Origin of the sequence: Pseudoalteromonas sp. CH_XMU1449-3, assembly GCF_037027245.1 — a bacterium.
Taxonomy (GTDB): domain Bacteria; phylum Pseudomonadota; class Gammaproteobacteria; order Enterobacterales; family Alteromonadaceae; genus Pseudoalteromonas; species Pseudoalteromonas shioyasakiensis.
Genome location: NZ_JAYMDY010000002.1, coordinates 120,058 through 137,084 on the forward strand (window position 1 = coordinate 120,058; position 17,027 = coordinate 137,084).

17 protein-coding genes are annotated in these 17,027 nt (G+C 42.2%); 6 read left to right on the plus strand and 11 right to left on the minus strand.

All coding sequences use genetic code 11. The annotated features are described in order from the left end of the window. Window positions 1–44: 44 nt before the first annotated feature. The 5 genes from WA256_RS03050 to pspA form a co-directional block, all read right to left on the minus strand. A complete protein-coding gene (locus WA256_RS03050) occupies window positions 45–1,079 on the minus strand; it encodes a TIGR01620 family protein (RefSeq protein ID WP_335988943.1) in 1,035 nt (344 codons plus the stop codon). Next, on the minus strand, window positions 1,076–2,488 hold the full coding sequence (locus tag WA256_RS03055) for a YcjX family protein (RefSeq protein WP_130166707.1): 1,413 nt from the start codon (window positions 2,486–2,488) through the stop codon (window positions 1,076–1,078). The genes WA256_RS03050 and WA256_RS03055 overlap by 4 nt, the downstream gene beginning before the upstream one ends. A gap of 62 nt (window positions 2,489–2,550) precedes the next feature. Next, window positions 2,551–2,952 carry an envelope stress response membrane protein PspC gene (gene pspC / locus WA256_RS03060; RefSeq protein WP_054562063.1) on the minus strand — a complete coding sequence of 134 codons (402 nt, stop codon included), beginning with the start codon at window positions 2,950–2,952 and terminating at the stop codon, window positions 2,551–2,553. Next, complete coding sequence (gene pspB, locus WA256_RS03065) at window positions 2,949–3,182, minus strand: envelope stress response membrane protein PspB (RefSeq protein ID WP_036969793.1); 234 nt, start codon at window positions 3,180–3,182, stop codon at window positions 2,949–2,951. The genes pspC and pspB overlap by 4 nt, the downstream gene beginning before the upstream one ends. Before the next feature lie 57 nt (window positions 3,183–3,239). After that, window positions 3,240–3,902, minus strand: coding sequence for a phage shock protein PspA (pspA, locus tag WA256_RS03070; protein ID WP_054562064.1), 663 nt, complete (start codon window positions 3,900–3,902; stop codon window positions 3,240–3,242). Between the two features lie 188 nt (window positions 3,903–4,090). On the opposite strand from pspA, the gene pspF reads away from it, so the two are divergent. From pspF to WA256_RS03100, 6 genes are read left to right on the plus strand one after another with little or no spacing between them, the layout of a single operon-like run. Continuing rightward, complete coding sequence (pspF, locus tag WA256_RS03075; protein ID WP_054562065.1) at window positions 4,091–5,164, plus strand: phage shock protein operon transcriptional activator; 1,074 nt, start codon at window positions 4,091–4,093, stop codon at window positions 5,162–5,164. A 15-nt stretch (window positions 5,165–5,179) separates the two neighbouring features. Then, window positions 5,180–6,787: an ABC transporter substrate-binding protein gene (locus WA256_RS03080; protein WP_335988949.1), complete on the plus strand. Its 1,608-nt coding sequence runs from the start codon at window positions 5,180–5,182 to the stop codon at window positions 6,785–6,787. Next, a complete protein-coding gene (locus WA256_RS03085; protein WP_062566867.1) occupies window positions 6,787–7,821 on the plus strand; it encodes an ABC transporter permease in 1,035 nt (344 codons plus the stop codon). The genes WA256_RS03080 and WA256_RS03085 overlap by 1 nt, the downstream gene beginning before the upstream one ends. Beyond that, on the plus strand, window positions 7,808–8,701 hold the full coding sequence (locus WA256_RS03090) for an ABC transporter permease subunit (protein WP_054562068.1): 894 nt from the start codon (window positions 7,808–7,810) through the stop codon (window positions 8,699–8,701). Before WA256_RS03085 ends, WA256_RS03090 begins: the two co-directional genes overlap by 14 nt. Before the next feature lie 2 nt (window positions 8,702–8,703). After that, the gene (locus WA256_RS03095; RefSeq protein ID WP_054562069.1) at window positions 8,704–9,696 is read left to right on the plus strand and encodes a peptide ABC transporter ATP-binding protein; all 993 of its coding nucleotides are present in this window, start codon (window positions 8,704–8,706) and stop codon (window positions 9,694–9,696) included. After that, window positions 9,696–10,457, plus strand: coding sequence for an ATP-binding cassette domain-containing protein (locus tag WA256_RS03100; protein ID WP_055022259.1), 762 nt, complete (start codon window positions 9,696–9,698; stop codon window positions 10,455–10,457). The genes WA256_RS03095 and WA256_RS03100 overlap by 1 nt, the downstream gene beginning before the upstream one ends. 106 nt (window positions 10,458–10,563) lie before the next feature. Here WA256_RS03100 and WA256_RS03105 read toward each other — a convergent pair whose 3' ends face one another. From WA256_RS03105 to lon, 6 genes are all read right to left on the minus strand, one after another. Then, window positions 10,564–11,268 carry an alpha/beta fold hydrolase gene (locus WA256_RS03105; RefSeq protein ID WP_335988955.1) on the minus strand — a complete coding sequence of 235 codons (705 nt, stop codon included), beginning with the start codon at window positions 11,266–11,268 and terminating at the stop codon, window positions 10,564–10,566. A gap of 5 nt (window positions 11,269–11,273) precedes the next feature. After that, window positions 11,274–11,615 carry a cupin domain-containing protein gene (locus tag WA256_RS03110; protein WP_335988957.1) on the minus strand — a complete coding sequence of 114 codons (342 nt, stop codon included), beginning with the start codon at window positions 11,613–11,615 and terminating at the stop codon, window positions 11,274–11,276. Then, window positions 11,612–12,010, minus strand: coding sequence for a GNAT family N-acetyltransferase (locus WA256_RS03115; RefSeq protein ID WP_054562071.1), 399 nt, complete (start codon window positions 12,008–12,010; stop codon window positions 11,612–11,614). The genes WA256_RS03110 and WA256_RS03115 overlap by 4 nt, the downstream gene beginning before the upstream one ends. Before the next feature lie 83 nt (window positions 12,011–12,093). Beyond that, complete coding sequence (gene ppiD, locus WA256_RS03120; protein WP_062566866.1) at window positions 12,094–13,995, minus strand: peptidylprolyl isomerase; 1,902 nt, start codon at window positions 13,993–13,995, stop codon at window positions 12,094–12,096. 158 nt (window positions 13,996–14,153) lie between these two features. Further along, on the minus strand, window positions 14,154–14,444 hold the full coding sequence (locus WA256_RS03125; protein ID WP_175580427.1) for an HU family DNA-binding protein: 291 nt from the start codon (window positions 14,442–14,444) through the stop codon (window positions 14,154–14,156). Between the two features lie 197 nt (window positions 14,445–14,641). Beyond that, complete coding sequence (lon, locus tag WA256_RS03130) at window positions 14,642–17,002, minus strand: endopeptidase La (protein ID WP_335988963.1); 2,361 nt, start codon at window positions 17,000–17,002, stop codon at window positions 14,642–14,644. Window positions 17,003–17,027: the final 25 nt, after the last annotated feature.

Consider the following 17,027-nt stretch of genomic DNA (forward strand, 5'->3'; position numbering starts at 1 on the left):
CTAAATATCACTCAGCCGTTTTTATTAACTGTACACAAAAGTTGTCATTTTGTATTTTCGGTCTCTTTGTTGCTCGTACGTGAGGCAATTTTACGGGCAATACTATTGGCGGTTTCTTTTAGCAAGCTGCGCTTATGCTCTAAGCGAGGTAACGGGCGACTAAGCTCCATCGCTTTATACCCTATACGCGCGGTAAAAATACCTGCACTTAGCCCTTGCGCTGCTCGGCCCGACAATTTCCCCAGTAATTCAGCGCTTAGTGCCGTTGCCGCTAAATCTGAGACTAACTCTGCACTACCAACAAACAGCACTTGTTTCACTAATAAGCGATACAATTTAATACGGCTTGCATAACCAAAACCAATACCGTAAATACGGCCAATTTGTTCAATGAGCTTAGTGCCACGCCATAGCACCGCCATCATATCGACTAAAGCCAACGGGCTTAGCGCAACCAATAAGCCAGACTCAGTGGCAAAACGGTTAATCAGTTTTTTCGCTTGCTGATCTTGGCTTACCAACAAGCTATCGGCATATAAGGTCATGATTTCTTTATCAGTATGGTGACTTGCTATTTGCTGCTTAAACTCTTCAAACCCAGTAAGCGTTTGATGTTTATTAAGCTTTTCTAGCCATGGTAATGCTTCACCTACTTGCTCGCTATTGAGTAAGCGGTCGGCCTCGGTACGATGCAATTGATTACGCTTTAAACTTCTTAGCATGCGGTACTCGCGCCAAATAACACGGGCAATCAGTAGCACACCACTGAGAACAGCCGTTAAATACACCGAACCTAAAATAATTGATTGCTGAAACGTCACAAACAATGACATCGCAAACTCAAGTAGCACTAAAATTAAAAAGCTAACAACAAACACCCCTTTTAGGGTTTGCCATTTAGACTTTTTATACACGGGCTCAAGCTCAATGCTATCTTGCTGATCTTCTTCAGTGTCGATAAATTCGGCGTTTTCTATCACTTTAGCAACGGTTAACTCCTTCGCTGGCGCTTCATTACTTACAGAGCTTGAAATACGGCGACCTGCCTGAAAGTTCATCTCCTTTGGTTGCTCACTCATGTTAGTTTATCTCCTATCAGGTACTGCATGACATGATCTAAACGAATATGCTTTAACCGTTTATCAGGGCATGGCAGTGGCGAAAACGATAAGAACTCAAAGCCCTGTTTTGGCCACTCTTGTTTGTTGAGAAGGCGTGACGGTGGCTGCGGCGGTAAATACGTTAGCCATTCTTGCTCGCCTAAAGGCTTGCCATAAATACAAGCTAACTGTTGGCCTTTCTCAGCCACTTGGCGTGGCTCTGTTGCGCAGATAGATGACATTGCCATGGTTTCGATTTGCACACCTTCGAACTTTAAATGATTCGTTTGGTCATGCACGATTGAATCAAGCAATAGCGCTAAATCTTTATGGTATTGCGCACTAATATGATCTGACTTATTGGCCGCAAACAGTAGCTTGTCGATGTTTGGTTTAAACAAACGTTTAAAGAAACTTGCTTCACCATAATTAAAGTGCGCCAGCAATTGGTTAATAACACGGCTTTGCTCATGCAAGGTTTCGCTGCCTTCATTCAAGGCGCTGAGCACATCCACCAGCACAATTTGTCGGTCAAAATGACGAAAATGCTGCTCGTAAAAAGGTTTTACAACCTCTTTTACATAGGCTTTATAGCGCTTTTTAAGATGCGCTAAATTCGACCCTTCGGTTATGTCGTCAGGCACATTCGCAACTGGAAAAAACTGTAGTAGCGGCGCTCCTTTAAGCTCCCCTGGCATCAGCATACGACCAGGTTGCAGCATGGCAAGTTTGGTGTCTTTTTTAAGGCCCACTAATAACTGCTGATAAAGCGCAGCGACATCAGCAAGTTTGCTCTCATCAACACTGGCTGATAAATCAAGTTCAGCAAGGGCTGTTAAAAATGGCTTCGCTTTTTCGTTGCGTGCTGTTTGCTGCAAGAGTGAGTATTGTGACTCACACCAATCAGCAAATGATTGCTCTAGCATTGGCAAATCAAGTAGCCATTCACCTGGGTAATCAATAATGTCTAAATAGAGTGTTGATTGCGGTGCAAAGTGACCGCGTAGCCCCGAATTACTTTGGTACTTAATAGCTAAACGTAGCGTATTTATACGCTCGGTAGAGGCAGGCCATGCAGGCTCACCTTCAACAGGTAATAACGCTGCTAATGCATTTGTGTATTCAAATGTCGGTATTGTCAGTGCTTGCTGCGGCACTATTTTTGTGGCGATATGACGCTTTTCGCGCATCACATCAAAAAAAGGTAAGTTTTTATCGTCAGCTTGGCTGGTTAAATGTTTAACCAAGGCGGTAATAAAAGCGGTTTTGCCGCTGCCACTTAACCCTGTGACGGCTAATTTCACGTGTTGATCTAAACTACGGTGAAGGGCTTTTTCCGCTTTATTTTTTAACGAATTAAAGGTGTTCTTTGCAAATGATTGGCTCATAAAGTGTCTAGCACCTTATTTGCGCTGGGTATCACGATGCAAACAAGGTGCGTATATATCCTTTAAAGTTTGTTGATTTCACGGCTAACCGTAAATTCTGTTGATGTGACATAGCGTTCCATCTCTTGTAAACGACCATCAACTCGAGCAAGACGATCTTTTAAGTCTTGCAATGCACGGCGAGGTGGTTCCCCTTTTTGCCATACTTTAAATTTTACTTCAAGCGGGTCTTGGTGAATGCTGTCTGTGCTTTTCTCTGTTTTTTCTGCTGGTTTTTTATCTAAAATAAACCAAGCAGCAATGTAAGCAACTACAATAAATGGACCACCTGATAATAGCACTGCTGTCACGACTAAAATACGTACCAGCCAAAGCTCCATGTTAAAGTAATCGCTGATACCTGCGCACACACCTGCTATTTTGCCACGCTCTGCGTCTCTAAATAATTCGCGTTTGGTACTCATACTTTACGTCTCCACTGCGGAGCCTCTTGGTCAAGTAAGGCTTCTAATGTTTCAACACGCTCTGCCATTTTATCTGCTTTTTGTGCAAGCTCTAATAATTGGCGGTGCTCGTGTTCACTTAAACCTTGGCTCACTTGTTTTTTACTACGGTAATGTAAAATTAGCCAAAGTGGGGCAACAACCACCATAAAAACAATAATCGGTGCCATCAAAACTTCTGCGTCGAACATGGTACTCTCCTGTCAATCCGTTATGTGTTTAAGCATTGGGGGACATGCCCCCATTTATTATTTTTTATCTGCTAGTTTTTTCTTAAGCTCAGCTAGCTCATCATCAATCTTTTCGTCTTGCTGAAGACCAGCAATTTCGTCAGCTAATGATTTTTTACCAAGATCATAAGACTCTATTTGTGATTCTAGACCATCGATCTTAGTTTCGTAACGTTCGAAGCGGTTTAAAGCGTCTTCAACTTTAGAGCTGTCGAGTGCTTTTTTAACTTCAAGACGTGACTCAGCAGAGCGTTGACGTAAGATGATTGCTTTTTGACGCGCTTTTGCATCAGCTAGCTTCTCTTGTAACGTGCTGACTTCTTGCTGTAGTTTCTCGATGTGAGACTCTACATGCTCAAGCTCAGTTTCAACTGCTGCGACTGCATCTGCTGACTTTTGCTTTTCAATCAGTGCTGCTCGTGCTAAATCATCACGGTCTTTATTTAGCGCTAATTCAGCTTTTTCTTGCCAGTCTGCAACTTGAACTTTCAAAGTTTCAACGCGACGTACTAGCTCTTTTTTCTCAGCAAGTGTTTTTGCTGATGTAGAGCGAACTTCTACTAATGTATCTTCCATCTCTTGGATGATCAGGCGAACCATTTTTTCTGGGTCTTCTGCTTTATCTAAGATGGCATTGATATTAGAATTAACGATGTCTGCAAAACGTGAAAAAATTCCCATAACATTTACCTCTTTGGTGTTTTAACTTAATCAGTTGGTATATCTAGTATCAATATGCTTGCCAACTTTTATAAACTTAGAATAACTTAATATATTCAAACAGTTAAACTAAATTTATAAATTTCTTTAGTTCTCATAGATAATGAAATACACTAGATCTTAGTAAAAATGACTAAGAGTTAGGGAATATGAGCCAATTTCGCCAACAGGATAATTTACTCGGCCAATCTGACAGTTTTTTAAGTGTGCTTGATCAAGTTTCGCAACTAGCCAGTTTAGAAAAGCCAGTCCTTATTATTGGTGAGCGCGGTACGGGTAAAGAACTTATTGCTGCGCGTTTGCACTTTTTATCTAAGCGTTGGGACCAAAACTATATAAAGCTCAACTGTGCAGCGCTTAACGAAAACCTGCTCGAAAGTGAATTATTTGGTCATGAAAGTGGCGCATTCACCGGTGCTAGTAAACGCCACGAAGGCCGCTTTGAACGTGCTAATGGCGGTACGCTATTCCTTGATGAATTAGCCAATACCTCGGCGATGGTACAAGAAAAACTACTACGCGTTATTGAATACGGCGAATTTGAACGCGTTGGTGGTAAGCAAACCGTTAAAGTCGATACCCGTTTAGTCTGTGCGACCAATGAAGACTTACCAACCCTAGCTGAGCAAGGCGAATTTAGAAGCGACTTACTCGACCGCCTCGCCTTTGATGTTATTACCCTTCCCCCGCTGCGTGAACGCCAAGAAGATATCATGCTACTGGCAGAACAATTTGCAATTAACATGGCTCGCGATCTTGAGTGGGAGCTATTTAGTGGCTTTACGCGTAGCGCCATCGAAACGCTGCAATCTTATGAGTGGCCGGGTAATATTCGTGAATTAAAGAATGTGGTTGAACGTAGCTTATATCGTCATGGTAACGAACATATTCCCGTTCACCAGATTATTTTAGACCCATTTGCGAGTAAGTTTAGACCTAAACAGCGCGTAAAAGCAGCAGTTAGCAGTGCCCCTGTTGCAAACGTAGAAGCTGCGCCTATCGCCACGACACAAAATCAAGACGTTGTAACACTTAATAAGCCCGACATTCAATTTCCTTGTAATTTAAAGCAGCTGTCTAACGACTTTGAAATTGATGTCATTAAAAAAGCGCTTGAACATAGCCAATTTAACCAAAAGAAAACTGCAGAACACTTAGAATTAACGTATCATCAATTACGTGGCTATTTGAAAAAATACAATTTATTAGATCAGCAGCAATAGTTAGAGGCTAATCAGGTGTTTAAACCGTTACTTGCTTTGTCTTTGGTGTGCTTAGTAGGCTGCCTAGATAACGAAGAAAAAACCACAGAACAAAAAAACCAGGGCTTAGTCTATTGCGCTGAAGCAAATCCTGTGTCGTTTAATCCGCAAGTGACAACGACGGGTTCGACTATCGATATTATCGCCAATCAGCTTTATGATCGCCTGTTAAGTATTGATCCGGTGTCTGCCGAGTTTAAAGCAGAGCTGGCAACTGATTGGAAAATTAGCCCAGACGGCAAAGCAATTACCTTTACCCTGCGTAAAGGGGTTAAATTTCATACCACAAAATACTTTACCCCAAGCCGTGATTTTAACGCTGATGATGTAATTTTTACTTTCAGCCGCTTATTCGACGTTTATAACCCTTATCACTTTGTTGGTGATGCCAGTTACCCTTATTTTCAAAGTGTGGGTATTGATCAGCTTATTCGTCGCATTGTGCGTGTTTCTGATTACCAAGTACGGTTTGAGCTATATAATGCTGAAAGCAGCTTTTTAGCAAACCTCGCAACCGATTTTGCCGTGGTGTTATCCGAAGAATACGCCATGCAGCTTAAATCGCGAAATCAAGAAAACTTATTTGACCAATATCCCGTGGGTACTGGTCCTTATGTATATAAAGAATATCGTCGCGACCGTTTAATTCGCTATTACCGCAACCCTGATTACTGGAAACACCCTGTAGTACTTGAGCAACTGGTGTATGACATTACGCCAAACGGCACCACACGCGTTGCGAAAATGCTCACTAAAGAGTGTGATGTGACTGCGCACCCAAGCAGCGCACAGTTGAGTATTTTATCGCAACGTGAAGATATTAAAGTTCAAAAAGAGCAAAACTTAAATATTGGTTATTGGGCCTTTAACACTGAACGCCCGCCTTTTGATGATGTACGTGTACGCCAAGCACTCGCCAGCGCCATTGATGTCTATAAAATCATGCAAGCGGTATATTACGGTAACGGCATTAAAGCGCAGTCATTACTGCCTCCGGCTTCTTGGGCATTTGAAGCGCAAAAAGCCATGCCAGAATTTAACCCTGCACTTGCCAAAACATTACTCGCAGAAGCTGGCTACAAAAATGGCTTTGATATGAATATTTGGGCCATGCCAGTAAGCCGTATTTATAACCCCAATGCCCGTAAAATGGCTGAGCTGATGCAAAGTGATTTACGCAAGATTGGTGTGAACGTTAATATCGTCGAGTACGAGTGGAATACCTTTTTACAACGAATTGGTGAACATAGACACGATAGCGTGTTACTTGGTTGGGCTGCAGATACACCAGACCCAGATAACTTTATGAGCCCATTATTAAGCTGTACTGCGACTTTCAGTGGTAAAAACCCAGCAAATTGGTGTCACCCTGAGTTTGATTTATTACTTACTCAAGCCTTAGACACAACAGATCTTGAAAAGCGTAAACAATACTACAATCAGGCTCAGCGGATCATAGTGCAAGAGCTGCCTATTTTACCGATAGCCCATGGTATGCGCTTTCAAGCAGCAAGTAGTGATGTTAAAGGCATAAGCTTGAGCCCTTTTGGTGGCATTTCACTAGCTAACGCGAGGAAAGAATAATGATCCTTGATTATATTCTACGCCGCTTAGCACTATTGATGTTTATGATGCTGACACTGAGTATCTTTACCTTTTCATTGAGCTTTTTGTTTCCGGGTGATGCACTAACTAACTTAAGCGGTATTACCAATAGCACCTTCTCACAAACCAGTGCCTTAGAAGAAAAATTCCACTTTACCGAAAACTACGTAGTGCAATACTTTGCTTTTTTAGAGCGTATTATTCAGGGTGATTGGGGAATTTCATTTGCATCCGGCGAAAGCGTATTTCAGCATATTCAAGACTTATTTCCTGCAACGCTAGAGCTTAGCCTGTATGCATTGTTTGTCTCTGTTGCTGTAGGCGTACCGGGCGGTATTTTAGCTTCTGCTTACTACAAACGTTGGCCAGACAAATTTATAAACTCAGGCACGCTTATTGGCTACTCGATGCCTGTTTTTTGGTTAGCGCTATTGTTGATCATGGTGTTTTCACTGCAACTCGGTTGGTTTCCGATGTCGGGCCGTATGGGTCTACTTTACGAAATTGAACCTATTACCGGCTTTATTTTAATCGATATCATATTAGGTGACTTTCCGTATGATGGCATGGCATTTTTAGATGCAATACATCATCTAACCTTGCCTACTATTGTACTTGCCATGTATCCGACCACAGTATTGGTTCGCTTTACCCGCGACTCTATGCTGAAAGTACTCGATCAGAGTTACATTAAAACAGCACGCGCTAAAGGCTTAAACCGTGCACAGCTGATCCTTCACCACGCTCTGCGTAATGCGCTGCTACCGGTAATTAAACAAATAGGTTTACAGTTTAGTACCTTGATCACCCTTGCGATGATCACCGAAGTTATTTTCTCATGGCCGGGCATTGGTCGTTGGCTTATCGATAGTATTTATCAGCGCGACTATCCTGCGATTCAAGGTGGCTTACTCGCTGTTTCTATGTTCGTTATTTTAGCTACCATTATTGCTGAGCTCACTTATACCTTATTCGACCCATTATCGCGGAACCAAGCTCATGGCAAAGTTTAATTTATTCTCTGAAGAGTCGAATAAATCGCCACTGGCGCGATTTTGGAAGAAATTTAAAACCAATCACCCTGCCCTTGTGGGTTTATGGTTGTTTATTGCGTTAGTGTTACTGGCCGTGTCTGCACCACTCCTTGCACCTTATGGCGTGAATCAGCAACACAGCGATGCACTGCTGTTACCGCCATCGTGGCATGATGCAGGTGATGTACGCTTTTTATTAGGTACCGATGATTTAGGCCGAGATGTGTTATCGCGCTTAATGAATGGTGCAACCTACACCTTTGGTTTGTCGGTTGTCGCAGCTTTGATCACCACAGTAATTGGGGTGTTAGTAGGTACTTTTGCTGGGATCAGCCGGGGTATTCGCTCAAGCTTTTTGAATCACTTGCTTGATATTACGTTATCTATTCCATCGCTGTTACTAGCCATCATTATTATTGCGATTCTTGGCCCGGGCTTAATGAATACAGTATGGGCGATTATTTTAGCTTTATTGCCTCAATTTATTCACTCGGTACGTAACTTAATTGTTGAAGAGCTTAACAAAGATTACATTACAGCGTTTAAACTGGATGGTGCGTCAAACTGGCATATTCTCGCCCGTGGTATCTTCCCGAATATTTACGAGCATATTGTGGTTATTTTTACCATGGCGCTTTCTACCGCTATTTTGGATATCTCGGCACTTGGCTTTTTAAAATTGGGCGCACAGCCCCCAACCACAGAATGGGGTGCTATTTTGGCTGAAAACCTTGGTTTAATTTACCTTGCCCCTTGGACTGTTGGCTTACCGGGCGTATTATTATTTTTAGCAGTACTGTCTACCAATTTAGTAGGTGACGGTTTACGCCAAGTGCTTAAAGAACGTAAGGCCGACTAATTATGCAATTACTCGATATTCGCAATCTCACGATAGAGTTACGCACCTCAGATACCGTTATTCGTGCGGTTGATAGAGTCAGCATGACCTTAAAAGAAGGTGAAGTGCATGCTTTAGTTGGCGAGTCTGGCTCAGGTAAAAGCTTAATTGCAAAAGCCATCGTTGGGGTTTTAAACAAACGCTGGCATATCACCGCAGACCGCATGCATTGGCGTGGTGTTGATTTAATGCGCTTATCTAACGAGCAGCGCCGTAAACTAGTAGGTCAAGACATTGCTATGATCTACCAAGATCCGAGTCGCTGCCTAGATCCAACTGCCAAGATATTTGACCAAATTGCCGAAACCCTGCCTGCGCAAGCGACCAGTGGCTTTTTCTTAAAGCGAAATAAACAGCGTAAAGACAGAGTAAAAGCGTTAATCCACAAGGTCGGTATTAAAGATCATAAAAAGGTACTCGACAGCTACCCTCATGAGCTCTCTGAAGGGATTTGCCAAAAAGTAATGATTGCCATGGCCATTGCGCGTACTCCGAAACTATTGATTGCCGATGAGCCAACTACCGCCCTTGAAAGCACCACGCGTGCGCAAGTATTTAGACTGTTAAAAAGCTTGAACCAACTAAAGAACATGTCGATTTTAATGATCTCTCACGAGCTTGAAGAAATTGTTGAGTGGTCTCATGGCATGCATGTTCTTTACTGCGGACAAATGGTTGAAGCTGGCCCAACTAATCGTATTTTTAGTCAGCCATATCATCCGTATACTCAAGCACTATTAAAAAGCTTGCCTGACTACGAGCAAGGGCTTGCCCACAAAGAGCCGTTTTATGCTTTAAAAGGCACCATTCCGACCTTGCAGCATTTGCCAATAGGCTGCCGCTTGGGTCCACGTTGCCCACAAGCACAAAAAGAATGTGTGGTTACCCCGAAATTGACCAAGCATCATAGTCATAGTTATGCCTGCCATTTCCCATTAATTAAGGCGATGAAATAATGCAACCACTGCTCAAAGTTCAAGCGTTATCAAAGAGTTTTAACCTGCGTGCAGGCTTGTTTTCACGTAAACGATTCTCTGTTTTAAGGGATATTTCGTTTTGTTTAGGACAAGGTGAAACTATTGCCATTATTGGCGAAACCGGCTCAGGTAAAAGTACCTTAGCTAAATTACTCTCAGGAGCCGATAACGCTGATAAAGGGCAAATTTTGCTCGATGGTAATATCATCGAAAATGATGGCTTGCGTGATAACGACTGTCGCCACATTCGTATGATCTTCCAAGACTCTGAGGCGTCGTTGAACCCGGGTTTAACCATTGGAGACATGCTTAACGACTGTTTACAGTACAACACTGACCTCAACAAAGAAGAGCGTGAAGATAAAATAAAACAAACCCTCGCAAAAGTGGGTTTGCTTTTAGATCACCAGCACTATTACCCACATATGTTTAGTAGTGGTCAGTTACAACGTATAGCGCTTGCACGGGCTTTAATTTTAGACCCTAAGGTTGTAGTGCTCGATGAGGCGTTATCGTCTCTAGACCCGTCTGTACGCGCACAAACGGTAAACTTATTACTACGCCTACAAAAAGATACTGGCCTTAGCTATGTACTTATTACTCATCACCTAAGTTTAGTGCGTCATATTAGCGACCAACTTGTGGTACTTGATCACGGTGAGATTGTTGAATACGGCCAAACCGAAGCTATTTTCCAAAACCCGCAATCAAGCGTAACGCAGAAGTTGTTGAATTGCTGATCTTTAGCTTTAAGCTTTAAGCTGTCAGCTATCAGCTATCAGCTATCAGCTATCAGCTATCAGCTATCAGCCGTAAGTTTAAGATAAATCGGCGAAAAGACACACCTTACCTATCATCAATGTTACTTTGCTTGGCCAATTTAACCGCTTTACAAATAACCTCTGCGCACTCTTTTGGCTTTAACTGTGCGATAAAATGCCCGCCTGAAACACTTACTTCATTGTAATTAATGCAGTTTTTAGCAAGATCATTAACCGCTTGTCTGGAAACGAGCCGATCTTTCGATGGGCGAATATAAGTCACAGGTATTGAGATAATGTTATGCGCTTTTTGAAGGGTCGCAATATTATGTAAACGATTTCTCAGCTTTATTTTATTCGCCATATTAATTGAGTTAAAAACAGCACTAATTAGCTGGCTTTCATAGTGGGAGTTAAAACCAAAGTAAGTTAAGCTTTTGCGAGTAAAGCGATTCTCTTTAAAAAGGGCACTCGGTATTAAATGAGCCATGCATGCAATCGGTGATGGCCTTGATATAAAGCTCGCAAGAAATACAATTCCCGAAATCTGATTGGGCTTTAACAGCTGAGTTAAGGCATATGCGATAGGCCCTGAATATGACTCTGCAATAATAAATATGCAGTCATTTTTTAATTGCTCTGCAACCTCAGCCGCTTGCTGCTGATAACTCTGCCCTGAAACGTCTTCAAATGAGATAATGGTTACTTCAAATTTTCTGGAAAGCTCTTGAGCCAAATTTTCGAACAGTAATCCAGTACCATCAAGGCCGGGTAACATTACAAGCTTCATAAGGGCTACACTTCTTCTCTGTCACCATGGCTTGGTGGTGTAGATGTAACAATAAAATGAAGTGGTTCAGTACCTTGATTACTTAGCTGATGTACTCGCCCAGCACTTACTTGCAAACCTTGTTGCGCCGTGAGTTTGTGTATTTGGCCATCAAGTTCAATGGTGGCACAGCCACTAAGTACGAAGAAAAATTGTTCGGCATGTTTATGATAGTGTTTTACTTCAGCCTCACCTACTGGGACATGCTCTTGAATAACACTCAGCGCATTAGACTTTACCAAATGCCAACCGTCGCAATTGTTACCCCATGTGTAATGATCTGCGTTGTGTTTGTCTATGATACTCAAAACTTTTTATACATCCCTTGGCTTTGTGGTGCGACAAACTTGTAGCCAAGCTTTTCGTAAAAGCCTGGTTTGTCAGCGACCATAGTGACATAACTACCTTCAAAGGCGGCAGATTCAATGTAGCGGTCAACATGTTCCATAATGACACGCCCTAACCCTTGCCCTTGATATTCAGGTGATACAGCAATATCAACCACTTCAAAATTACAACCGCCATCACCAATAACGCGGCCCATGCCAATCAACTCATCGTTTTTACGAATACAAATAGCATAAAGAGAGTTTGGTAACCCCGCCTTTGCAGCCGCTAATGAACGTGCTGATAAGCCAGCTTTAAGGCGCATGTCACAGTATTCTTCTGCGCTTGGTAGCTGCTCTATTAGACTGTACTCCATAAAAGCTCCTTGTTACTTGCATTACCTTTAACGGTAACAAAAAAGGCGCCAGTAGGCGCCTTTTATTTAACTCATTTTGCTAATTATTCAGCAGCTTGAGTCGCTTGTGGTACTTGCACTTCAGCTTGTGCTTTTAGTGCTGCAATAAATACCATGTAGTTTTTATTCACTTGAGCCATAGTGATGTTTTGCTTTTGTTGCTCATTAATCTCAACTTCAGTCGCTGGATTAACTGCTTTTAGCGCAACAATTGCAGCATCGCCGTTGTTTAAGTCAACAACTTCAACCTCTGGTGCACCTTGTGGGTGAGCCATTTTGAAAGCTTGTTGAACAATCGCTGGTGACACTGTGTAAGCTTGACGAGCAAGTGCAGCTTCTTGGCGTACTGTTAGGCCTTCAGCTTGTGCAACTTCGTTTAGGCTCTTACCAGCTTCGATCTCAGCGTATAGAGTGCGTGCTTTTTCTTTAGCAAGCTCCGATGCTTTTTGTGAAACTAACGTCGCCTTAATTTGCTCAGAAACATCTGCTAGTGCTTTCGTTGTAGCAGCTTTGTGATCGTTTACACGAACAACAACAGCATGCTCATCGCCTACTTCAATTACTTCTGAGTTCATGCGGTCTTCTAACACTTCAGGTGAGAAAATAGCAGTAACAACTTGTGGGTTGTTTAACGGCTCAGGTAATGCATTGCGAGTAACAAGTTCTGTTTTTTGTACTTCAACGCCTGCTGCTTCTGCTGCATCAATTAAAGTATCTGAAATTTCGAACGCAAGCTCACCCATTTGAGTTTGCTTTTCATAGAACGCATTAATTTTCTTAGTACGCTCAAGTTCAGCGCGAAGCTCATCTTTTACGTCAGCATATGGTTTAACTTGCTGTGTTTGAATATCAGTAAGTTTGATGATGTGATACCCAAACTCTGATTCTACAACGTCAGAAATGTCGCCTTTGCTTTCAAGTGCATACGTTGCATCTTCAAACGCAGGGTCCATCATGTCACGTTCAATCCAGTCTAGGTCGCCGCCCATTTCTGCACTCACTACGTCATCAGAAGATGACTCAGCTAGCTCAGCAAAATCAGCACCGCTTTGTAACTGCGCTAGTAGCTCTTCAGCTTTCGCTTTTGCTGCATCATCGTCTTCGCTGTTATCAATTAAGATGTGCGATACACGACGTTTTTCAGGCTCAACATATTGCGCACTGTTTTGATCATAGTAAGCTTTGATATCTTCTTCTGAAACACTTGAATCAAGCGTTAAGGTAGCTGCATTTAAGTCAATGTAGCTTACAGACACTTGCTCTGGTGCTAAGAATTGCGGTTGATTCAACTCATAGTAATCAGCAATTTCTTGCTCTGTTACTTCGATACCTTCTTGTAATGATTCTTTAGCAACAACTAAGTAATCAATACTGCGCGTTTGCTGTTGTAGAGCAACGCTGTTGTTTAATTCATTTTCCAAGATGAAATCTGTACCAGCAACAGCACCTACTAATTGGCTGCGTGTCATGTCTTCACGTAAATATTCACGGAAAGCATCTGGTTGAAAATTCATTTGACGAATAACTTGTAAGTAGCGGTCGTTGCTAAACTGGCCGCCTACTTGGAAGTAAGGCATTTCTAAAATTGCTTTACGAACACTCTCGTCGCTTACACGAAGACCTAATTCTGCCGCTAGTTGAGTTTGCAATTCTTGTTGTACTAAACGGTCGATTACGCCTTGGCGAATTTGTGCCATGTAATTTGGATCAGCAGCGATTTGTGCAAAGTATTCACCAAATTGTTGTTCTAAACGGTTACGTTCGTTTTGGTATGCACGGCTGAATTCGGTTTGGCTAATTTTAACTCCATTTACTTCTGCAACGGGTTGCTCTGTGGTTTGTCCTAAATAACCACCGATCCCAGCTAAAGCAAAAGATAAAATCACCGCGCCTAAAATAATTTTGGCTGCAGGTCCCTGCGAACCTTCTCTGATTTTCTCAAGCATTTATCTATCTCTATTCTGATCAGGTACAAATTAACCCTGCTCATGTAAAAAAAGCGTATCTTACCAGATACGCTTTTTCACTTGAAGTAACTGGTGATAAGTTACCTAAATTCAATTTAAGTGTGATTAGGTATCTCTCACCAACTAATCTTTAATGATTAGTTTACTGCGTCTTTCAGCGCTTTACCTGCTTTGAAAGAAGGAATGTTTGCTGCAGCAATCTGGATAGTCTCACCAGTTTGCGGGTTACGACCTGAACGCGCTGCACGCTCACGTACAGAGAAAGTACCAAAGCCAACTAGCGCTACTGAATCGCCATCTTTAAGAGCGCCTGAAACAGCCTCGATGAATGAATCTAGTGCACGACCTGCAGCCGCTTTAGAAATGTCAGCGTCAGCTGCGATTTGATCGATTAATTGAGATTTATTCACAATATCATCCTCTTTCATTGTTATTATCAAGAGCGATTGTTTTTATAAAAAATAACATCACTGTTTTGAAAATTTATGAGCAAATTAAGTTTATGCTCAGTTTATTATATTTTTCTCAACCCTAGGCCACATAAGGCCTAGGCTTGAAAACTAGTGCTTAACTTATCATACCCTTTGTATTTGAAAAGCCCCTAAATGCACTTTTTTGCGGTTTTTTACTGGTTTTTTTCAGTTTCGACAGAAAAACTCTCTACTGGGTGCTTCAAAGCCAGTTTTAAAACGTCATCAATCCATGTAACTGGGTGAATTTCAAGGCCCTCTAATACGTTGTCTGGGATCTCTTTTAAGTCACGTTCGTTAATTTTTGGAATAATAACGGTTTTAATTCCACCACGATGCGCTGCCAGTAGCTTCTCTTTTAAGCCACCAATTGGTAATACTTCACCACGTAATGTGATTTCACCTGTCATTGCTACATCTGAGCGCACAGGGTTACCCGTTAAGCTCGATACCAAACCAGTTACCATGGCAATACCAGCACTTGGGCCATCTTTTGGTGTTGCACCTTCTGGCACGTGAACATGAATGTCACGTTTCTCATAGAAGTCGCTATTAATGCGAAGTTTTTCAGCACGATTACGAACAACCGTCATCGCAGCCTGAATTGACTCTTGCATTACATCACCAAGCGAACCTGTGTAAGTTAGCTTGCCTTTACCTGGTACAGCTGCAGATTCAATAGTCAGTAGATCACCACCTACTTCAGTCCACGCAAGACCCGTTACTTGGCCAATACGGTCACCGTCTTCTGCTTTACCATAATCAAAGCGTTGTACGCCTAAGAACTCTTCAAGGTTGCTATCGTCGATAAGGACCTTTTTAGTGTCTTTATCAAGCAGGATGTTTTTAACTGCTTTACGGCATAGTTTTGACACTTCACGTTCTAAGTTACGAACGCCCGCTTCACGTGTGTAGTAGCGGATAATGCCAATAATTGCGCTGTCGGCAATCTCAACTTCATGCTCTTTTAAGCCATTGCGCTTAACTTGTTTTGGAATCAAGTGTTGTTTAGCAATGTTTAGCTTCTCGTCTTCGGTGTAACCCGATAAACGAATCACTTCCATACGGTCTAATAACGGACCTGGGATATTAAAGCTATTTGATGTTGCCACGAACATCACATCTGATAAGTCGTAATCAACTTCTAAGTAGTGATCGGCAAAATGGCTGTTTTGCTCAGGATCAAGTACTTCAAGTAATGCTGATGCAGGGTCGCCACGCATATCTGATGACATCTTATCGATTTCATCTAATAAGAATAATGGGTTCTTTACACCAACTTTGGTCATATTCTGGATTAACTTACCTGGCATAGAACCAATGTAAGTACGGCGATGACCGCGGATTTCCGCTTCGTCACGAACGCCACCTAATGCCATACGCACATATTTACGACCTGTAGAACGTGCGATTGACTGACCCAATGAGGTTTTACCTACACCAGGAGGACCAACTAAACATAAAATTGGGCCTTTAAGCTTATTAGTGCGCTGCTGCACCGCTAGATACTCAATAATACGCTCTTTAACTTTATCTAAGCCGTAATGGTCACTATCTAAAATCTTCTGTGCGCCAGCTAAGTCTTTTTTCACCTTAGAGCGTTTTTTCCAAGGTACATTGATTAAGGTATCAATGTACGAGCGCACGACGGTTGCTTCCGCCGACATCGGCGACATCATTTTTAATTTAGATAACTCAGCGTTTGCTTTCTCTTGCGCTTCTTTAGGCATACCAGACTCTTCGATGCGTTTTTTAATTGCTTCGAATTCATCGGGTACATCATCAAGTTCGCCAAGCTCTTTTTGAATCGCTTTCATTTGCTCGTTGAGGTAATACTCACGCTGCGACTTTTCCATCTGCTTTTTCACGCGGGTACGGATTTTTTTCTCAACTTGCAGTAAGTCAATCTCGCCTTCCATCAGTGCCATTAAGTATTCAAGACGCTCAGTCACATCGGCAATCTCAAGTACTTTTTGCTTTTCAGGTACCTTAAGCGGCATGTGTGCTGCCATGGTATCAGCAAGGCGTGCAGCTTCATCGATGCCAGACACAGAAGTAAGTACTTCAGGTGGGATCTTCTTATTAAGCTTTACATAGCCTTCAAATTGGCTAATTGCGCTGCGAATAAAGATATCTTGTTCTTGCTCATCGATATGGCCTGATTCGATGAACTGTGCTTCAGCCACAAAGAAATCATCGTTATCTAAAAACGTTTCAACGCTCGCACGTTGTGTGCCTTCAACAAGCACTTTAACGGTGCCATCAGGTAACTTTAATAACTGAAGTACTGTGGCAATGGTGCCAACACGGTAGATATCATCTTGCTGCGGATCATCAACAGAGGCGTCTTTTTGCGCCACTAGGAAAATTTGTTTGTCCTTGTCCATCGCCGCTTCTAGGCATTTTATTGATTTTTCACGACCAACAAATAGCGGGATCACCATGTGTGGGTAAACCACTACATCGCGCAGTGCCAACACGGGGATTTCGACTCGATCTGTTCTCTCAAGCGTCATTATATTCTCTTCGCACTTCATTTAT